Consider the following 18,540-nt stretch of genomic DNA (forward strand, 5'->3'; position numbering starts at 1 on the left):
CATGCCGATCTCGCAACCCGGCTCGGCCACCTCCTGCACGGCCTTCAGCCAACGATCTCGTGACAGGCGGCGACGCCATATCGGTTGCTCGTGTCGATCAACCCCGTGGACCTGGAAGACCTGCTTGGCCACGTCTACTCCGATGCGCGTAAGCTTCATGGGTGGACTCCTCTTCGCCAGCGACTGGTTCTAATCGCTTCCAGTCTGGCACTCGATGCCGAAGACGGGGAGGAGTCCATCTCATTGCTTTGGGTCGAAAGCGGACCTAACGCGCTTTGAAATTACTCTAGGGACTGCCTTTTGCGCCACGCAGCCACGGCAGCCGTCGCCTCCGAACCCGCTATCAGGCCGGGAAGCCGTCTCGTCTCAAATGCACTCGGTGTGGATCTGGCCGCGCCGGCCAATTCATCGAGGTAGGCACTCCCCGTTTGCCTATAGCCAGCCGCTTCATTGGCCGTTAGCTCGAATTCAATCTCGTAGATGCCAACGCCGCCGCAAACAACGGAGAGAAGCCGGCGCTCACCGTCCGCAAACAGCATCCAGCTCCAAGGCTTCTCAGCGATCACTTCCATCGTAGGTTCGATTCCTTTCTAAGCTAAACGGCCAGGTCTGCTATGGGTCGGAAGCGGACATTCGACCGCCTACCAATCTGTTGCGATCTCGACGATATCTGCTTCTTCGGCCAGCCACCAAGCATCGAATATGGCCATGGCTGGCTGATCACCGAACAAGCTGATGAACCGGCCACCAATCTCCTCGGAGAGTTCGGCGATGAAGCCGGTCTTGCATTTACCGAGAATCAGCGAGCGATAGCTCTCTAGCTTTCCTTCGTATCGAAGAGGTTCTGTCATGACCACAGACGGGAATGAAAGCGACTCTGCAAGGTCCCCTTCACCGTGTTCCGCAAGGTGCGTCAGCAGCTGGCTGGAAGCACGCACGACGTATGTGCGACGCATTAATGGGTTCTGATCGTCTTGAGGCACGCCCAAGCTCCTCGCAATCAATGAAATCTGTGAATCGCAACGCCGATAGGTATGTCCGCTATGGGTCGAAAGCGGACCTTTCCGAGCATGATACCGGTGGCCCTTGAAACAAGCCCCTATTGCGTCAACGGGCGCCAGGCTCCGGTGAGCTGTCGTCCAGACGCAATGTATCGGCCATCTGCTTGATAACGGGTGCCCAAGTCTGTTGCTCGCTTGGGGCATAGTCGAAACGCACGGTCGCGAGGGTGTCGCCTCGAATGATGGCCTTCGCGTAAACGACTCGACCCTGCGGAGTCAGGCAGGAGTACGCCACCAAATTTGGCTTACTCACCTGATAAGTCGCCTTGCCGCTGGCGCAGTCATTGGTGAGGTCAGCCTTCAAGATCGCGGCCGGAGAGTCACTATTTACGTTGTATTCCCCCCAGACACGAATGTCCGCGTCGCCCATTTCAGGGGCAAACTTCAAGCCGTCACCGTTATCGGCTTCGTTCCCGGCGAGCAGCAGCGGAGACGGGTATTCGACGACATAGCCAAAGCGGACATTTTGATACCTGCCCGTCCCACTGTTGGCTGCCGAAGGATGGGGCGCGGCAACTGGGTTCGTCGCCGGAAGGGGTGAAATCGCTCTATCGACTACCGATTGGTGGTTGGCCCCATTGTGTCTACTCCATACGTAGACGACGCCGGCGGTGGCGCAAACGAAGAGCACAAAGACCGCTGCCCACAGCTTTCCTCGGGACATCCATTTGCTCCAATCGAGAATCAAAAGAAGAACCTAAGGTCAGCCTTCGCATTCTGTCCGCTTCGGGTCGGAAGCGGACCCTTCAATCTAAAGCTTTGCGCACCGGTTCTCTGTCGGTGGCCACCACAATTTCATCGCCAGACTGCATCACAAACGCATATTTGCCTGGGATGTCCGACTTCACTTCAAGCACGGACCCGGAAGTCCCCCAAGGGTGCTCGGCAGGCGCCGTCACCATCGTGACGCCTTCAAAATCGATCGAAAAGGGCCGCTGAAGCGCAGGGTTTGGCGCCCCACTAAAACGCAACACGCAATGGCGCGAATTCCAGTTGAATTCAACGCTCACAAGCGATGCGTCGTGTAGGCCCTGCAGTGCCGCTGGTATCCCTTTCATTCCGACTCCCTCCCCAAACTCACCCAGAGACGTCCGCTTCGGGTCGGAAGCGGACCTTACCCCTAGGTTGCCGAAGTCGACCATAGCTTCTCGAATTCAGTGTCGTCGATAGCCGTGGCGCGGAACTGAGCGTCATCGTTGATCTGTTCGATGCTTGGAACTGGCTCAGTGCTGAGGGCAGTACCAAGACTCGAGCCTTCGCTCCACGCCCGCCCCACAGATCCATCCCGGAAGAATTCCAGTTTCCTTATCTCCATCCGACTGCCGTCGAGCTCAGACACGACCCGGACCGGCTCCAACGGCAGTTCGTGGCGCCAAGCCACGTCGATGTAGTCCATATCTCCCCCTGTACTCCGGCACGTCCGCTATGGGTCGAAAGCAGACCTTAGCCTAGACGATCCTGGGTACGCCTGGCTGTCTTGTTGCCGGATCAACGCCGTAGGCAATTTGGCAAAGCAGCAGGTCGAATTCGTCAGCCATCTTCTGATTGGCCTTCGCTTCGGGCACCCAAGGTGCACTGCGCTGGATCGCATCCCTCGCCTTCATCAAACAACCCAGGATCTGCTTGGAAACAACGTGCTCGGCAGCGATGTCCGAAGCTTTGCCGCTCAGATAGTCGCGCAAGGCAACAAACGCGTTAGCGTCAAAGACTTCAGCCGCCTGAAGCCGATGAACTGATCGATTGAATAGTTCGTCTAGCTCAAGATCAAAATCGGACAAGCTYATGCGCCCCTAATTCCCTTGTCTCAAAGCCATTAGAAGATGTCCGCTTTGGGTCGAAAGCGGACATTGTTCACTGACCAGCCAAATAGTTAGAAGACACCGATTTGTCGGCATCCTCTAGACGGCGGCGCCAAAAACGCTTTTCGACACTGCGGACATTTGGATGAAGCGCCAGTTGCTCTAAGTATCGCCGTAGATATCGCAGCTCATCATCGTTAGGGCTTCCTTGATATGGCGTCACCGATATAAGGTTTCCGTAGCTGCGCGTGTATTTCTCGGGGTTGTCATCCACTGCGAGAACCCGACGCAAGTCAAAGCCGCGACGCCTCACCTTGTGCAGAGATTTTGAGTCCCACCAAACGTCCCGCTCAAAATCACGTCGCGGAGTGCACCTATCTCGTGCCCATACAAATTCAAGCTTTGAAAGGTCGTCAAACAAGAGGCCCGTGACGATCTCTGCGTATTTTGGGGACGAAGATGTCCAAACGGCCACCCGGAAGGTTTCTAGCGCCCAGTCGAGAAACTCGCGGACTCCGGGTCGGAGATAGAGTGCGTAGGGCGGCACTTCGAAGTCTGGCGCGCGCGACAACGGCACATTGGTTGCGTGCACCAACGTTTCATCCAAGTCCAATATCAGTAAGTGCTGTTGCTCCACGGCCTCTCTACATCCCCGCTGTTCGAGTTTTCGCAATGTCCGCTTCGGGTCGAAAGCGGACGTTCGAGGAACTTACATTTTGACGCCGCTCTCCCGAAACGCCTTGGATGCCATAAGGCATTGTCCAATGCTTCGCTGGAACCCACCACTAGCCATGAGCTGTCCATAGTGAACAAAGGATGGCTGCTCGCGGATGCTGATCAGCTCTTGGCGCTCCTGGTCAGTGAGTGCACTGACAAAAGCAGGATCCGGCCCCTGGGGGGGAGCCATGTCTAACATCATTGATCAGCATGGCCTGCCCAAGCTCCAGGGTCTTCTGGCCCATCGGAGTCTTGAATGTCTTGATCAGGTTGGCTGCATCCTGAGGTGTCATCGGTGGCCCTGAGAACCCTCGTGCCACACAGCCTTTGACATCCGAAATGCCATGTCGAGCAACGCTTGCCATGAGCTTAGCGAACTCCGCATCATTCCCTTTTCCCCTGGCCGCGGACACCTCGGCCGCCACGCCCGCCATGTTCCTGTAGTTGTCCAGGAAGTTGGTCACTTCCACCAATTGTTCGAAAACTCCATCAGAAGCAGTCGCGTCATTCGCCGCTTGCGCGTGTATCGCTGCCGACCACAGCGCAACAGATGCGACAATGCAAAACATCGGGTTGATCTTCATCCCTCTCTCCAATCATTCCGTGCGCTTGCCGGGGTCGGCGATCGCACCAATAGGAGATCGGCAGCACTAGTCGCCACGCTCCTTTCATCCCCCCTCACTCCAGATCGCCAACTGCTGACAATTGTGTGCCTTCGACAATGTAGCGATGTCCGCTCTGGGTCGAAAGAAGACCCCTTTCGCCTTGTAGTCGCCAACGAAATCCCGCCCGCCATCGGGGCCGCGGAAACGGGGTCAGGTTCACTTCTCGAGCCCAAAGCCAAGGCTTAAACGAAGTTGACTTCGTTTTTGCGCAACCCCGTTTTTGCGGATCACCCACCATGTCCATGCTCAAAGTCAAAACTTCTTGTGATGTAGAGCTCGTCGATGTCCTGAACTTGCGATGGAAAAGGATCAAATGGCGAAGCCTCATACACAGCTTTTAAAGCTGCATCATCTAGCGTCTGAAATCCGGAAGATCGCACAACGCTGGCGGAAGACAACGTTCCGTCTCGCTTGACCACAGCCGTAATCAACACACTTCCATATTGCCTATCGCCTGCTGCCATCGCGAGGTATTTGCGATTGCCCACGGCCTGCACCCGACCGATCCAAGCATTCGCATAGGCCTCCATAGCCTTTGACTGCCCGGGGTCACTTCGACGGGGGTGGAAGTTGGCCATTCGGCTCTTAACCTCCTGACGTAGCTGCTCGAGCTCTTTGGCTTTGTCAGCTTTCGACACTTGCTCTGGAGTGCTCGCGGTCTGGCCGGACTGGACTTGCGCATAAGTAACCTGCGCAGAAAGCAGCCACAGAGCGCAGCTAAAAACCAAGGAGCTCTTGATCTCATTGATCAGTTCCATGTTCTCTCCTCACGACGCTGCCATCCCAATGGAACCCAGCGCCTGCTACGGGTCGGAAGCGGACCTTATGTACTCCACTCTGAACTGCATAGCCCCACCCCGTGAGCTCCGCGCAATCCGTCTGCTACGGGTCGGAAGCGGACCTTGTCATCTGTCTTTTGCATCATTGAGAGACAGCCAAGCGGGCGGTCTCGCGGTTTCTGAATTCATTGACCAGGCGCTTGAAACCTTCCGTTTAGCCTGAAGGTTGCCACGGCACCACGCGTTCCAATCCAAGTTGTAAATGCCAACAGGCCCCCGACTCGGGTGAAAGACAGAGGCCCTGCCCAAAAGACGAAACTTACGACCCCTAGAAGGGCGCCGGCTACGGCCCCGGTGCGGCTGTGTTTGAACCGGGTGAAGTAGCCGCAAATCGCGAAGAGAGAAAAAGCGAATATCAGTCCAGGGGCGAACAGAAGCCAGAAAAAGGCCAGCAACGCGGCGCACCCGAAATAGCAATCACCGGCCCAGGTGGCTAGATCAATGGCCGTCTCCCGGTCGGCAATTTTTCCAAACAGGGCCTTCTGTACTGGAATCATCTATCTGAAGCTCCTGACGCTTTGCCTAGCTTAGATGCGCATATGCGTGACGTCCGCTACGGGTCGGAAGCGGACATACGCTAACCACCCATTGCCTCATCCTAGGCAAGGTTTTTTGTCAGTACGTATAAGAAAGACAGCACAAGGAGCGAGAAGATCGACCACCAGATGAACTTCGCCGTCGCCGATTTCGGTGACGTCCCTCCTACACTAAACATCGCCTTTCTCCTGTTATGACGCTGACACGGCAGTTCGTGCGTTCTCTCCATAGCATGTCCGCTTTGGGTTGCGACTTCAGCCGGTCGACGCAACACTCCTAACGCTTGCGCGTCTATAGTGTGTTGCGTCGACCGGCTGAAGTCGCAGTCGAAAGCAGACATCACCACACTCCGAATCTCACCGCTGGCCCCGAGCTCATCCTCCAGTAATCCCGTGATCCGAATACGGTCGAGGCTCTGCCAACGCCGCGCGGTGCACGGTGGCGTCACCCGAGGCGCCATCCCGCGAGCACAAAGCAGGTCAGTCCGATCGTCACTCCAACGATGAGAATCACGGTCTCCTGCCTCGCCTTGGACCGTGGAAACGCTCGTGTCCATCGTTGGTGCAGCCATCGACCAAGCCACAGCGTGACCAGGAGGGCGAGGAACGGGACTTTTCCATTGTCGAAAAAGAGTTTGGACAACGCGCATGCGCCAAGGGCTGCCATGGCGCAGCCATAGATGACACGCCGTTCCTTGAAGGCGCCAAGCGACATGAGCAGCACCAGCGTGTAAAACGGCCAGTCCGGGAAGGAAGGCGGCCATTTCCAACCGGCGACGCCCAACACCGCCAGCACCATTGCGCCCCATGCTTCCCTGGGTACTTTCTCCAGTCGCAGCACTTGCGCCAGAGCATGCAGGCGTCGCCGGATGGCTGGATGCCAACGCAGCTGCCACGAACGCAGGGCTATTCCGAACCAGTCGGTGAAGAAGAGCGCGGCGGCGAGCAGCATGGCCGTCCACAGCCCTATCAACGCCACCATCGGGGCGTTGCTGGTGTCTGTCAGCAGCAGCGTCGCGATGAGGATGGCAGACACGGCTGCCATCGGAATGGTCAAGGCCATCTGCAGCAGGTTGGGCATCGGCGCGAGTGCGCGATACCAGAACCTGGTCGCCTTTTCGCCCAGGACAGCAGGCAGCGCCGCCCCGCCGTAGGTGGACGTGACCGCCCTGAACGACCGCGCGATACGGCTTCGGTTGATCAGCAAGGACGCCATCATCCACGCGCGCTTACCGCCACCAAACTTGCGAACGGTTCTTAGGGTACGCGCGGCCGAATTCTTTTGGTTGCCCGGTGCATCCAGCCACTTTGCGAATTCGTCCTTGGATACGCGCTGCTGCACCTGGGTGACGAGCATGCTGGCGACGTGCGGGGCGCCCGGCTTTCTGTAGTCGTCCCAACCAAAGAACTGAGCCAGCACCTCGATCGCTTCGCGGCGCGGGGAGCCTTCGGCAGCGATCTTCCGGAGCAGGGCTTCGGACGTGGCGGCCTTGAAATCCAGGGAGATCAGGGCGTCATGGCCATGCAGCCAGATGGCGAATCCCGACCACCGGCCATCGCGATCTTTGGTCTGCGCCAGAATGTTCGCGGCCACCTGCTGTGGCGACGGATGCGCACCGGTCGTGCTCACGTCGGGCGCAAGCCGCGTTGCGGGCGGCGGCAAGGGAGCGCGGGGAGCGCCCGGCATGGTTGGCAGCGGCCTCACGATAGCGGCCGGCGCCGCCTTGTCGACCACCTGGGATGCATCTTCGGCAAGCTTCCGGCCCGCAGCCGATTGTTCAACGCGCTCCTCATGGACAGCGGACGTGAGCTTGGCGTGTGCCAAGTGCACGCCGGCAGCATAAGCAACGGGCTCCTTCGAAGCGCTCTTCAATCGGGAAAGAACGGCGTCATAGGCCTCGCGGAGCTGGGCAAAGGCCTGCGGATCATCCTCCGGTCGGCATGCCTTCAGCCGTGTGGCGTACGCCCGCTTGACCGAGCGCACGTCGTCCGTGGGCGCGATGCCAAGAATCGTCCACCACGCCGGATTCAAACGATCGACTCCGCCTCGACACTTGCCAGTGCATCGCCGAACTGTTTCTGCGCCGTTCGAATGCGCAAGGGATCCTGGCTTTCCAGTACGGCCCGAAATGCCTGTATCCATTCGGACAGGACTCTGCGCACGTCGCCGATCCGCTCTTCGTAAAGGCGTTCCGCGCGAGCGATGAGGACCATATTCACCTGGTCGTCGCGCGGATGGATTTTCAGATGCGCCAATTCGCCGAGGCGTTCGGCGATCTGTTCTGGCGTCATGGAGGACGCATGGTGTTGGATCACCAGGCTGTGGCGCTCCTGTGACTTGACGACCCGTGCTTCGACTTCGATGATCCCGCTGATGTCGTAGGTAAATCGAACGTCTACCGAGTTTTCGCTGATGACGGCGCGGGGCAGCGGCACTTCGATCTCGCCAAGCAGAATATTGCCCGACACTCGCGGCGATTCGCCCTGAAAGACGCGCAGCTTCAGCGATGTCTGAAAGTCTGCCGTGGGATAGAACGTGCCCGATTTGCTGGTCGGCACCACGGTATTGCGCTCGATGATGGGCGAGTAGAGGCCATTCTCACGGTGGCCCGTCGCGTCACGGTGCGACACCTCGATGCCAAGGCTGTAGGGGCATACATCGGTCATCACGACTTCGCGCAACGACTCGGCGCGTGCCTTGAGACCAGCCATGACGGCGGTTCCGCGCGCGATCGCTTCGTCCGGGTTGATGTGGCGCAGCGGCAGACGTCCAAACATGCGCGTGACCAGACGGCTGACCATCGGCATGCGCGAGGMGCCGCCGACGAGCAGGATCTCGTCCAGGTCGTGGCTCGCGCTCTTGGAGTCACGCATCGCGCGCTCGATCGGCGCGCGCATGCGGCCAAGCAACAGGGCCGCTCGCGATTCGAACTCCGGCTCGGTGATGCTCCAGCGAAACGAACCCGCTTCAAGATCCACCGGTGCATCGAGGATGGCGCCCTGCGACAAGTCGCGCTTGAAGCGTTCCATCCGCTCGCGAAGTTTGGCGCGGTCGCTCGGGCCGAGCGATTCGTAACGAAGATTGAGATCCTGGCAGAACGACTGCGTCAGCACCCCCACGAAGTCCTCACCGCCGAGGAAGTTGTCGCCGGCAGTGGCATGCACCTCCATCACGCCGTCGAACAACTCGAGGATCGACACGTCGAAGGTGCCGCCACCCAGGTCAAGGACCAGAAATCGCGATTCGCCCCCCACTCTTCTCCAGGCCATAAGCCAGAGCGGCTGCCGTGGGTTCGTTGACCAGCCGATCGACCTGGATGCCGGCCAGGGCTCCCGCATTGCGCGTTGCCTTTCGCTGCGCGTCGCTGAAATAGGCCGGCACGCTGATGATGGCCTCGGTGACCTGTTCGCCCGTTTCCGTTTGTACGTCGGCGATCAAGGATTTGAGCACCAAGGCGGACAATTCTTCCGCGCGGAACCGATGGGTTCCGATCTGCGATACCCGATCGGACCCCATGCTGCGCTTGAACGCGGCCACCGTCAGATGAGGGTGCGTCACGAGTCGTGATTGCGCCGCCGCACCGACCAGCACGGCGCCGTCGTCGCCTATGCCGACCACGGATGGCGTAAGGAAGCTGCCATGCACGTTGCGAATCAGCTGTGGTCCTTCCGGTGTCCACACACTGACAAGTGAGTGCGTGGTACCCAAATCGATCCCTACGATCATGCAACCGCCCCTTCGGTTGAATATCGCCATGAGGATAATCGAACAGTGGCCGGTTTGCAGCGAGCAGGGCGCGCATACGCACGACCTCCTGCCAGCTTGGGGTTGACGCCAGCGGAGCCGGCCATCGGCCAGATGGTGGTTGCACGACCGACGACGACGCTGGGCCGGACGCGGATGCCGACCCGGCCAGGGCATGACCCCGAGGCTCGATCACCCGCTGCCGAGCGCAGCAGACCTTTCAGCTCAAGACGACAGGATCGGATCTGATTCCGTCGGAGTCCGGAAACGGGAGGCACACTGAGGCGGCAACAGCCGCTAGCTCCGCGTAAATGCATAGAGGACAAAGCACCAGCAGTAAACCCCGGCACCTATTTCCGTGCGCAACACGTAGGCAAAAACAAGAGTTCCCGCCATCCATCCGAGCCAATACTTGGCAACAGACGCCCAGCCGAGCTGCTTATGCCGCAACACCGTGAAGACGACCATCCCCAGGCAACCAAGAACAAAGTTCACCAAGCCCTCCTTCCTTGGAAAGGTTATGCCCCGATGGCACTGCAATTTGCACGACCATCGTGACTGCTTTGCGTCGAAGGCAGACATGGCCAGCCTGCCTCGCCCCTGCTGACCAAATCCCGGGCACACGCTCGCTGGAGATAACTCATCGCGGTGGTGATTCACGTCGACCCATGACGACGAGGTAGCCGGTCAGAAATCCAAACCACATGCCAAGCAGGCAGGACAGATCCGTCGTTACAGCATGTTTGGATTCTTGCGATCGAACACACATCGACAGCAAACCGAACAACAGAAACAGACTGAGAACGGCGATGGAACGGTGCGCAGCAAGACGACGTTCCCCTGAATGTGAGACGACCGCTTTGTTGGGCCCCAGCCACTCCCGCCATTTGTCGCCCCACTCACGCATGGTTATTGCCAACCCGCTCCATGAGCGCGGCAACTGCGCGAGCAGATAGAAAAGCAATCCACCGAAGAAGAAACCATTCGTCATGCCCGGATTGAGTGCAAATACGAACACTGCCGTGTTTGCAGCCACCAGTCCCAAGGCGATCGCGATGAGCTGCGCAACGTTCACAGGCACCCTCCTTGGTAGTTCAGCTCCATAAGTTGAGTCCGCTTTGGATCGCAAGCCGACCCACCGCACGCAGCAGACTCAACGCTCACCAGGCTGGATGAAGAAGGTTATCGTGTAGTCGGGATTTGTAACGACTTCCCCTGTCGACCGAAGGTGGTACTCACCCGGCGGAGCAGACTCGATGGATCGCATGTCTGGCGGGAGATTGAAAGACTCTCCGTCACGACTACCCTGCAGTGCCAGTGTGATGCCGGCATCCTGGGCAACTGAAGTTACACGCCCCCAGAACTGCTCCTGTCGCTCGGGCTTGCCCCCGATGTCCGTGAACGTGAGTCCCACCAGTAGCAGTTTTCCTGGCAGGTCATGGGCCATGACCTCGTCCCACGCTCCCCTCTGATCGGCATCCTTGCTCATGCCCCGGCTTCCTTTCGATGAACGTCGCTTTTATAAACCAGGCTCACTTTGGGAGAAAGTGGATACTTCAGACATCAGTGCCCGCTCTGGGCCGGAAACAGACATTGGCCCTCGCCCTGATTGCGCATCCTGATCGTTGCAAGCCGGCGCTCGTCAAACATGACGCACAGGTGATCGCCTGTGTCAGGTTCCGCGGGCCTGCATTTGGCGGGTTCTGGACGCTGCCTTTGCACTGCGCCGAAGCTCGCGTCCTGTTATCCGCGGTTCGCAACTACACAGCAAGGTTGCCCACAAATTGCTTGATGTTCTCCAGGACGGGTTGTTGATCGCCCGCATGGGGCCAATGATCGGCGCCTTCCAGTTCAACGAATCGCGCTTTCGCGATATGGCCGGCGAGGTGCCGTCCGGCGCCCACGCGCACCGCGCGGTCGTCGTGACGGTGCAGCACCAGAGTCGGCACGGCAACTCGGTCTAACAGGTCTCGCACATCCATATCGCGCAACGTATCGAGCACGCCCCTGATGGCGCCCGGGCTCGACGCAGCCCGCAGCAAGCCTGCCCACCAGGCCCTGGCCTGCGGATCGCCTGACAGGCTCGGCGCGAAGGTTTCGATACCCGCAGGTCCACCCCACCCTGCGATGAGGTGCTGCAGCCATCTTTCATATTGGCTGGCCTGAAGCGCGTGGCCGTAGTCGGGCGTTGCGACACCCTTGGCCAGCGAGGCGAACAGAATGAGTCCGGCGACGCGATGAGGATGGTCGACGGCAAACTTGATGCATGCAGGTCCACCCTCGGACGCGCCGAACAACACGACCCGGCGGCTGCCGGCGGCGTCGAGCACCGTGCCGATGTCCTGCGCGGTGGCCTCGACACTGGGATTGAAGCCGACCCTGTCCGACAGCCCGACGCCCCGGCGATCGAGCAAGACGAGACGCCCCATCCCGGCGAGTGACGACAGGAACGCCCGACACCGGGGCTCCTCCCACACCCGTTCGACGTGAGACACAAAACCAGGCAACAACAGAATATCGAAGCGGCCCGTGCCGTAGGTCTGGAAAGCGAGATGGACGCCCTCACCGCTGACGTAGCGCGTTGACGGCGGGTTCTCGCTGGGCAAGGTTGTGCCGGCATCGAGCAGCGCACGGGTCTCCCATTCGGGAGCCACGTTGAGCTCGTCGTGAAGGCGCTGCCGCATGGCCTCGAAATGCCGCTGGGCGGTGGCCCGGTCGCCCGCGAGCAAGAGGCTGCGGATGAGGTGCCGGCCGTACACTTCGCTGAGCGGGTCGAACTCGACCAGACGGCCAGCATGCATGGCCGCAGCCGCATAGTCGCCTGCTGCATGCTTATCCTGCACCAGCCGCTCCAGCGCCTGGATCAACCGGCCCCGCAAGGCCTCGCGACGAAAGAAGGCCCACTCGTCGAACTGTGGGCAATCGCCAGGCGTAAAGCCCTCAAGAAAGTCACCGCAGTAGAGTCCGCACGCACGCTCGAACTGGCCATCGTCACAGGCTTGCTCGAATCGATGGGAATCCACCTGCAGGTCGATCGTCGCCGACCATCGCACCGTGGATCGGTCGATGGTGAGAACCTCGTCGCCCAGCGTGCGCTGGAGGTGATGCAACAGGCGCCGCAAGCGCGCCCGCACTACCTCTTCGCTACCTTCCGGCCACAACATCGTGGCGACGACATCGCGTCCGACGGATCCCTTCGTTTCGGCCAGGTAGACCAGCAGCGCAAGGCCTTTGCGCAAGGCCAGCGGACATGGCCGGCCATCTCGACGTATCTCGGGAAATCCAAGCGTCTGCACTCTGAGCAGAGCCATGGCGAGGCGACCCTCAGTGACGGCGTCCAGGGGACGCTCAGGGGACGGGGCAATCCTAGCATTCCGTGCAAGCGATGGTTGCCGGATTCATCGCGACCCATTGAAACGGAGGATTGCCATGAAAAATCTGGGCGAGCATGCGATCGTGATCGGCGCCAGCATGGGTGGGCTTCTGGCCGCCCGCGCACTGGCGGATTTCTACACCACCGTCACCGTGCTTGAACGCGATGCGTTTCCTGCGGCAGACACGCCGCGCAAGGGCGTGCCGCAAGGTCGCCATACGCACGGTTTGCTGGCGCGCGGAAGCGAGGTACTCGAGGCGTTCTTCCCGGGATACAACGCCGAGGTCGTGGCGCAGAGCGGCGGGTTGATCGGTGATGTTGCGAACGATGTGATCTGGATCGGCCGCAATGTCAGGCTGGCTAACGGCAAGAGCGACCTTGACGGCTTGCTCGCGAGCCGCCCCTTGCTCGAGGGCCACTTGCGCCGACGACTGCTGGCGTTCCCGAACGTTTGCGCCATCGAGAATTGCTCTGTCCGGGGCCTTGTCGCTGACGCCGCCGGCAAAAGTGTGATTGGTGTGAGCGCGCGCGTCGGAGGCAAACCGGAGGAAACCATCCATGCGGACCTTGTCATCGATGCGACTGGCCGCGGCTCATCAAGCGCGGCGTGGCTCCAGCAGCTGGGCTACCTGCCTCCCGCCCAGGAGAGGGTCCATATCGGCATCTGCTACATGACTCGTACTTATCGACGTCGCCCAGGCGAGCTGGGCGGCAAGCTCGGCATCGTCGTCGCCGGCAGTGCGCCGAACTGGCGCAATGGCGTCATGCTCGCGCAGGAGAACGACAGCTGGACCATCAGCACCGGCGGCTTTCTCGGCGATGACGCGCCCGACGATGATCAAGGCTTTCTCGCCTATCTGGCGACACTGCCGACGATGGAGATGCACGACATCGTCGCTCGCGGCGAGCCGCTGAGTGGATTCAATCGCTACCGCTACGCCGAAAGCCAGCGCCGGCGGTATGAAAAGCTCTCACGCTTCCCCGGCAACTACCTGGTGTATGGTGACGCCTTCTGCAGCTTCAACCCTATCTACGGCCAGGGCATGACCGTTGCTGCCCAAGAGGCCTTGATGCTGCAACAGTGTCTAAGCGCGGGCACAAAAAATCTCGCGCGCCGGTTCTTCAAGGCGGCCGCGACGATCGTGGACATTCCGTGGCACATCGCGGTCGGAAGCGACCTGCGCAATCAGCGAGTCAAGGGCGCGCGCACGCCAATGCTGCGCTTCATCAACTGGTACATCGACAAGCTTCATCTTGCCGCGATGGAAGACAGCACGCTGGCGACAACGTTTTTGAAAGTCGTGAACCTGATGATGCCGCCGTCATCACTGCTGCGCCCCGCGATTGCCAGGCGAGTCTGGCTTGGCAACTTCATGCGTGCGTTCTCGACTACCTCGCCAGCAACTGAAACAGCAGAGCAGCATGGCGCATCGTCATGACCGGACAACACGGTATGGCTCGGTGCAGTCGCCTTGGCGTGGTCGCCACGATGGCGCCCGCCATGGCAAAAAACGACTCAACGCCACCTCATCAACGACGCCCATCAAGATGACTGCCTTCACTACTGAAAGGGTCCTGAGCGTTCGTCATTGGAACGAAACGCTGTTTTCCTTCACGACGACACGGGACGAGGCGCTGCGCTTCGATAATGGCCACTTCGCGATGATCGGCCTCGAGATTGAGGGGGCGCCGCTGATGCGTGCGTACTCGATTGCCAGCGCCAACTACGAGGAAGACCTCGAGTTTCTGAGCATCAAGGTGCCCAACGGCCCACTGACCTCGCGTCTGCAACACCTGCGTCCGGGCAACGACATCCTCGTCAGTAAGAAGTCCACGGGTACGCTGGTCATCAGGGATCTTCTGCCCGGCAAGAACCTCTACCTGTTCGCCACCGGCACAGGTCTGGCACCCTTCATGAGCATCGTTCGCGACGTCGCGACCTACGAAAAATTCGAAAAGGTGATACTGCTGCACGGCGTGCGCACCGTGAGCGAACTGGCCTACCAGGACTATCTGACCAGGGAATTGCTGCAGCACGAATGGCTCGGTGAGATGATCGCCGAGAAGCTGATTTATTACCCGACCGTCACGCGCGAACCGTACCGCAACCGCGGACGCCTGACCGACCTCGTCGAGTCCGGCCAACTTTTCCAGGACATCGGCCTGGCCCCGCTCAGCCCGGAAACCGACCGCGCGATGATCTGCGGCAGCCCGGCAATGCTCAAGGACACACGCGACCTGCTCGATGCTCGCGGCTTCACGATCAGCCCGCGTGTCGGCCAAGCGGGGGACTACGTTATCGAGCGCGCTTTTGTCGAGAAGTAGAAAGCATCAAAACAATGGTCGCAAAGCCGGGCCGAGTGCACGCTGTGCCGGATTTCCCAGACCCAGCCCCCGGAGATGGTGTGTGGATGCCACACGAGCCCAACAGCCGCAACGTGAACAGTCACTCCAGGTGAGCCAACAGCCTTAGGAATACATAGGCCAATGCTCCCCACAAGAGCAACTCCCAGATCAACCCGACCCAGAAGCTGCGGGTGCCCATGGTGCTGGTTGCGAACATCTATGCAAGCGCAGCGTTGCTGGGTGCGGTAGTGCTCGTTGTTGGCCGACGGCTCGGCTGCCCGCCCGCCTTGGCGCCGTACTGGGCGGCATCGCTTGCTTTGTCGTGCGAATGGCCAACGGCGGGCCCGCAGAGATCCGACGGCGTGCTCCCGGTGTTACGCGCACCCAATGAATAGCACCGCACCCGAGTTGCGCGTGGAGACTTGGATCTCGCACGGCAGGGAACGCTACGCCGATGCTATCCGCCAGTCGCCGCAACGGTGCAAGCAAGGGCGCTGCGGTTGCGCAGATGCCCCAATCCATACGGGCATCGGCGCTTGGTACCAGCGATGGCAGGTATCCTGCAAAAACCAGATAGCCATCTGGATGGCCATGTGAGAGTGCAGCCATCGACGCCGACGACAGGCACGCGTCAGCATATTCTTGCGCCACGCAACGAGAACGTAGTCACACTTCCAGTGACGCGACTTCCCTATAAAAAAAGGACAGCCAGCGCATAGAGCTCGAGGCAGCCGTACTGCCTTCTCTTGCATTCCGTATTCCACAGCGCAGCCAAGGCGATTCGCACATCGCCATGGCCCGGGTTTGTGTTTGCGTTTTTTGGCTGCATCGGCCCATGTGGGCCTGTCATCCAATCATTGGGGAGTTCTTGCGCATGAAAAACGAAAGCAAAGGCGGCTCGCGCCTGTTCATCGGCGGACGCGTGATGAGCCTTTTGGCATTGACGCTCGGCATCCAGGGCGCCCTTGTGGCGCAATCCGCGTTTGGCGCCGACGCGTCGTCGTGGACTGTTACCCGCACCCACGTTCCCTATACCGGCGACGCCGCCTTTCAGGGCTATGCCGCCGATCAGGAGCCAGTGTCGATCACCGTGTCGCTGAAGCTGCGTAACCAGGACGTTCTTCAGGATTTCACGCGAGAACTCTTCCGTCAGGGCAGCCCGTCCTATCATCAGTTCCTGAGCAGCAAGGACAGTACCGAGCTCTTTGCGCCCACTCAGGAGCAAGCCAAGTCCGTTGCGGACTATCTCGCGCAGCAGGGTTTCACCAACATCGAGATCGCGCCGAACCGCTTGCTGGTCACCGCCGATGGCACCGTTGGCGCAGCACGCAATGCTTTCCGGACAGCGATCGGCCATTACACGCGCCACGGCAAGGATGGCATCGCCAACACCAGCGACGTGCAGGTGCCGGCGGCGCTGAGCCAGACCGTGGATCAGGTGCTGGGCTTCAACACCCTGCATCAGGCCCGCGTTTTCTCGGTGCCCGGATCGCAGATCAAGCCCGCTTATACGGTGGTGTCGACGACGGGCAATTCGGCAGCCCATGCCTACTACCCGCAGGAGTTTGCGACCGTCTATGACGCCGGCACGACCGCGACGGCCAGCAATACAACCGTGGCGGTGCTTGGCTGGGGCAGCATGACCAATGCGCAGACCGACCTGACCAAGTTCGAAAGCGGCCAGGGAATTACCGCGGTGCCGACCTCGATCGTGTCGACCGTCACCACGACCAGCAAGGACGACAGCGGCCAGGGCGAGTGGGGCATGGACGCGCAGGCGATCGTTGGCGCAGCCGGCAGCCTTCAGAAGCTGATCTTCTATACGGACGGCGGCACCTACAGCTCGCGCACGGGATCGAGTGGCGCCTCCAACAGCGGACTGCTGCAGGTGATCAACCGAGCCGTAAGCGACAACAGCGCGAAGGTCCTCAACATGTCGTGGGGTCTTCCGGAGTGCGATGGCGCGCCGGGTTTTGCCGATTCGGCCTTCGCGCTGGGCGTCACCCAGGGACAGACTTTCTCGGCCGCCACCGGCGACAACGGTTCCTATCCTTGCCCGCTCAATGGCAGTGCGCCGGAGAACGGCGCCTATGGCAGCACCACGCAGCTTTCGGTGAACTACCCGGCGAGCTCGCCGTACGTGGTTGCCGTGGGCGGCACCACGCTCAACACCTCCTCAACTGATAGCTACGTCTCGGAAGCCTCCTGGCCGTACAGCGGTGGCGGCGTGAGTGCATCGGAAGCCACGCCGAGCTGGCAGCCGAGCGGTTATGCACATCGCACCGTGCCGGACGTGGCCTTTGACGCGGACTGGACCAACTCGCCGATCATCGTCTACTTCACGGCGAGCTCAACCTCGGGCATCAGCCAGTCCGGCTATTACTTGAACGGCGGCACCAGCCTGGCATCCCCGCTTTTTGTCGGCGTGTGGGCACGACTTGAATCGGCGAACAACAATGGCCTGGGCTTCGCCGCCCCGGCGCTGTATGCCTACGCCAGCCAGTTTCCGTTCCACGACGTAACGACGGGCAACAACGGCTACTACTCCGCCGTCGCCGGTCGCGACAACGCCACTGGTTGGGGCAGCATCGACATCCAGGCGGCAAGCAGCTTCATCACCGCCACACCCGGCTTCAATACCGCTACACACTAAGCAAGACCAGATCGGATGCCGAAGGCGGATGTCAGCCGCCTTCGGCCATCCTTTTCGGAGTGACGGTCATGGCGCTTCGCTTCGCGCTGCACCTTTCACAGGTGCTGCTGAAAGAAGACCACCCCCATGTGGGCGTGCATGCGCTTCTCTCGCGCAACGAGTTCGTCGGGACAGAGACCCAAACTTTCCCACCCGGGCGGGAAACGCATAAGCCCAGGAAATTCGGCATCAGTCGCGCCCTTTCCTGGCCTCTAGAAGCCTCAAGCACCGCGTCCGCTCTGGGCGGGAAGCGGACTTTGCCATAGCGCTAGGTTTCAAGCACAGGTTGCCAGGCCTGAAACGCCTCACCACTGTCTTCATCCCAAGGCCAGGCGCCCGTGGTGGATGGGTATACGAGTTGGAGGAGTCGAAAGTTGGTTCCTCCATAGAGCCAGATATCCCAGCCCGTGTATTGCTCGTAGTGGATTGGACTCACCGTGCGGAACTCGCAGTCGAAGTCATCCAGGAAACCTTGAGCACGCATCCCAGGACTGAACGTCTCGCCAGCACGCGCTCTGGTGGACTGCGGCCGGTTTCACAGACACCGGGTTTAGGTGGGATGATGAAGCCGGAGGTGGTTTATGGGAACACGAAGGACGTTCAGTCGCGAGTTCAAGCTTGAAGCGGTGCGACTGGTTAACGAGCGCGGTGTAGCGGTGACGCAGGCGGCCCGTGATCTGGGGCTGCATGAGAACGTGCTGCGCAAATGGGTACGAGAGCTGGTGGCCGATCCGCAGCAGGCGTTTCCCGGGCAAGGGCAGATGAAG

19 protein-coding genes and 2 pseudogenes are annotated in these 18,540 nt (G+C 60.2%); 4 read left to right on the forward strand and 17 right to left on the reverse strand.

Translation table 11 applies throughout. The annotated features are described in order from the left end of the window. From AC1DMG_RS12040 to AC1DMG_RS12115, 16 genes and pseudogenes are all read right to left on the reverse strand, one after another. Window positions 1-159: pseudogene (locus AC1DMG_RS12040) on the reverse strand (IS110 family transposase); the annotation flags it as partial. A gap of 122 nt (window positions 160-281) precedes the next feature. Beyond that, on the reverse strand, window positions 282-572 hold the full coding sequence (locus tag AC1DMG_RS12045) for a hypothetical protein (RefSeq protein ID WP_441605676.1): 291 nt from the start codon (window positions 570-572) through the stop codon (window positions 282-284). Between the two features lie 69 nt (window positions 573-641). Continuing rightward, entirely contained in the window at window positions 642-983 is a 342-nt protein-coding gene (locus AC1DMG_RS12050) for a hypothetical protein (RefSeq protein ID WP_441605677.1), read from the reverse strand. Window positions 984-1,107: 124 nt separating this feature from the next. Continuing rightward, a complete protein-coding gene (locus AC1DMG_RS12055) occupies window positions 1,108-1,749 on the reverse strand; it encodes a hypothetical protein (RefSeq protein ID WP_441605678.1) in 642 nt (213 codons plus the stop codon). Window positions 1,750-1,807: 58 nt separating this feature from the next. Beyond that, the gene (locus tag AC1DMG_RS12060; protein WP_441605679.1) at window positions 1,808-2,119 is read right to left on the reverse strand and encodes a hypothetical protein; all 312 of its coding nucleotides are present in this window, start codon (window positions 2,117-2,119) and stop codon (window positions 1,808-1,810) included. A 62-nt stretch (window positions 2,120-2,181) separates the two neighbouring features. Continuing rightward, complete coding sequence (locus AC1DMG_RS12065) at window positions 2,182-2,457, reverse strand: DUF6881 domain-containing protein (protein WP_441605680.1); 276 nt, start codon at window positions 2,455-2,457, stop codon at window positions 2,182-2,184. A 52-nt stretch (window positions 2,458-2,509) separates the two neighbouring features. Continuing rightward, window positions 2,510-2,839 carry a hypothetical protein gene (locus AC1DMG_RS12070; RefSeq protein WP_477180553.1) on the reverse strand — a complete coding sequence of 110 codons (330 nt, stop codon included), beginning with the start codon at window positions 2,837-2,839 and terminating at the stop codon, window positions 2,510-2,512. A 73-nt stretch (window positions 2,840-2,912) separates the two neighbouring features. Then, window positions 2,913-3,497: an NIF family HAD-type phosphatase gene (locus AC1DMG_RS12075; RefSeq protein ID WP_441605682.1), complete on the reverse strand. Its 585-nt coding sequence runs from the start codon at window positions 3,495-3,497 to the stop codon at window positions 2,913-2,915. Window positions 3,498-3,717: 220 nt separating this feature from the next. Beyond that, window positions 3,718-4,161 carry a DUF2059 domain-containing protein gene (locus AC1DMG_RS12080; protein ID WP_441605683.1) on the reverse strand — a complete coding sequence of 148 codons (444 nt, stop codon included), beginning with the start codon at window positions 4,159-4,161 and terminating at the stop codon, window positions 3,718-3,720. Between the two features lie 308 nt (window positions 4,162-4,469). Beyond that, entirely contained in the window at window positions 4,470-5,000 is a 531-nt protein-coding gene (locus AC1DMG_RS12085; protein WP_441605684.1) for an energy transducer TonB family protein, read from the reverse strand. 1,062 nt (window positions 5,001-6,062) lie between these two features. Continuing rightward, window positions 6,063-7,649, reverse strand: a complete 1,587-nt coding sequence (locus tag AC1DMG_RS12090; protein WP_441605327.1) for a hypothetical protein — start codon at window positions 7,647-7,649, stop codon at window positions 6,063-6,065. Next, entirely contained in the window at window positions 7,646-8,872 is a 1,227-nt protein-coding gene (locus tag AC1DMG_RS12095) for an Hsp70 family protein (RefSeq protein ID WP_477180554.1), read from the reverse strand. The genes AC1DMG_RS12090 and AC1DMG_RS12095 overlap by 4 nt, the downstream gene beginning before the upstream one ends. Beyond that, window positions 8,841-9,344: an Hsp70 family protein gene (locus AC1DMG_RS12100; RefSeq protein WP_477180555.1), complete on the reverse strand. Its 504-nt coding sequence runs from the start codon at window positions 9,342-9,344 to the stop codon at window positions 8,841-8,843. Before AC1DMG_RS12100 ends, AC1DMG_RS12095 begins: the two co-directional genes overlap by 32 nt. 658 nt (window positions 9,345-10,002) lie before the next feature. Further along, window positions 10,003-10,437 (reverse strand): hypothetical protein, encoded by a 435-nt coding sequence (locus AC1DMG_RS12105; protein WP_441605325.1) that lies wholly within the window; start codon window positions 10,435-10,437, stop codon window positions 10,003-10,005. A 78-nt stretch (window positions 10,438-10,515) separates the two neighbouring features. Beyond that, on the reverse strand, window positions 10,516-10,851 hold the full coding sequence (locus AC1DMG_RS12110; RefSeq protein ID WP_441605324.1) for a hypothetical protein: 336 nt from the start codon (window positions 10,849-10,851) through the stop codon (window positions 10,516-10,518). Between the two features lie 271 nt (window positions 10,852-11,122). Continuing rightward, window positions 11,123-12,673, reverse strand: a complete 1,551-nt coding sequence (locus tag AC1DMG_RS12115; protein ID WP_441605323.1) for a bifunctional AfsR/SARP family transcriptional regulator/alpha/beta hydrolase — start codon at window positions 12,671-12,673, stop codon at window positions 11,123-11,125. Window positions 12,674-12,791: 118 nt separating this feature from the next. Between AC1DMG_RS12115 and AC1DMG_RS12120 the strand changes: the two genes are divergently transcribed. The 3 genes from AC1DMG_RS12120 (at window position 12,792) to AC1DMG_RS12130 (ending at window position 17,734) form a co-directional block, all read left to right on the forward strand. Next, the gene (locus AC1DMG_RS12120; protein ID WP_441605322.1) at window positions 12,792-14,174 is read left to right on the forward strand and encodes an NAD(P)/FAD-dependent oxidoreductase; all 1,383 of its coding nucleotides are present in this window, start codon (window positions 12,792-12,794) and stop codon (window positions 14,172-14,174) included. Between the two features lie 109 nt (window positions 14,175-14,283). Beyond that, entirely contained in the window at window positions 14,284-15,060 is a 777-nt protein-coding gene (locus AC1DMG_RS12125; RefSeq protein WP_441605328.1) for a ferredoxin--NADP reductase, read from the forward strand. 895 nt (window positions 15,061-15,955) lie between these two features. Beyond that, complete coding sequence (locus AC1DMG_RS12130; RefSeq protein ID WP_441605321.1) at window positions 15,956-17,734, forward strand: S53 family peptidase; 1,779 nt, start codon at window positions 15,956-15,958, stop codon at window positions 17,732-17,734. A 307-nt stretch (window positions 17,735-18,041) separates the two neighbouring features. Here the strand turns inward: AC1DMG_RS12130 and AC1DMG_RS12135 are convergent. Beyond that, window positions 18,042-18,281 (reverse strand): annotated as a pseudogene (locus AC1DMG_RS12135) (DUF4262 domain-containing protein); the annotation flags it as partial. A 73-nt stretch (window positions 18,282-18,354) separates the two neighbouring features. On the opposite strand from AC1DMG_RS12135, the gene AC1DMG_RS12140 reads away from it, so the two are divergent. Beyond that, window positions 18,355-18,540, forward strand: a 186-nt coding sequence (locus AC1DMG_RS12140; protein WP_477180176.1) for a transposase, incomplete at its 3' end; no start/stop codon positions are given.

The organism is Dyella sp. 01N36, from assembly GCF_056399745.1.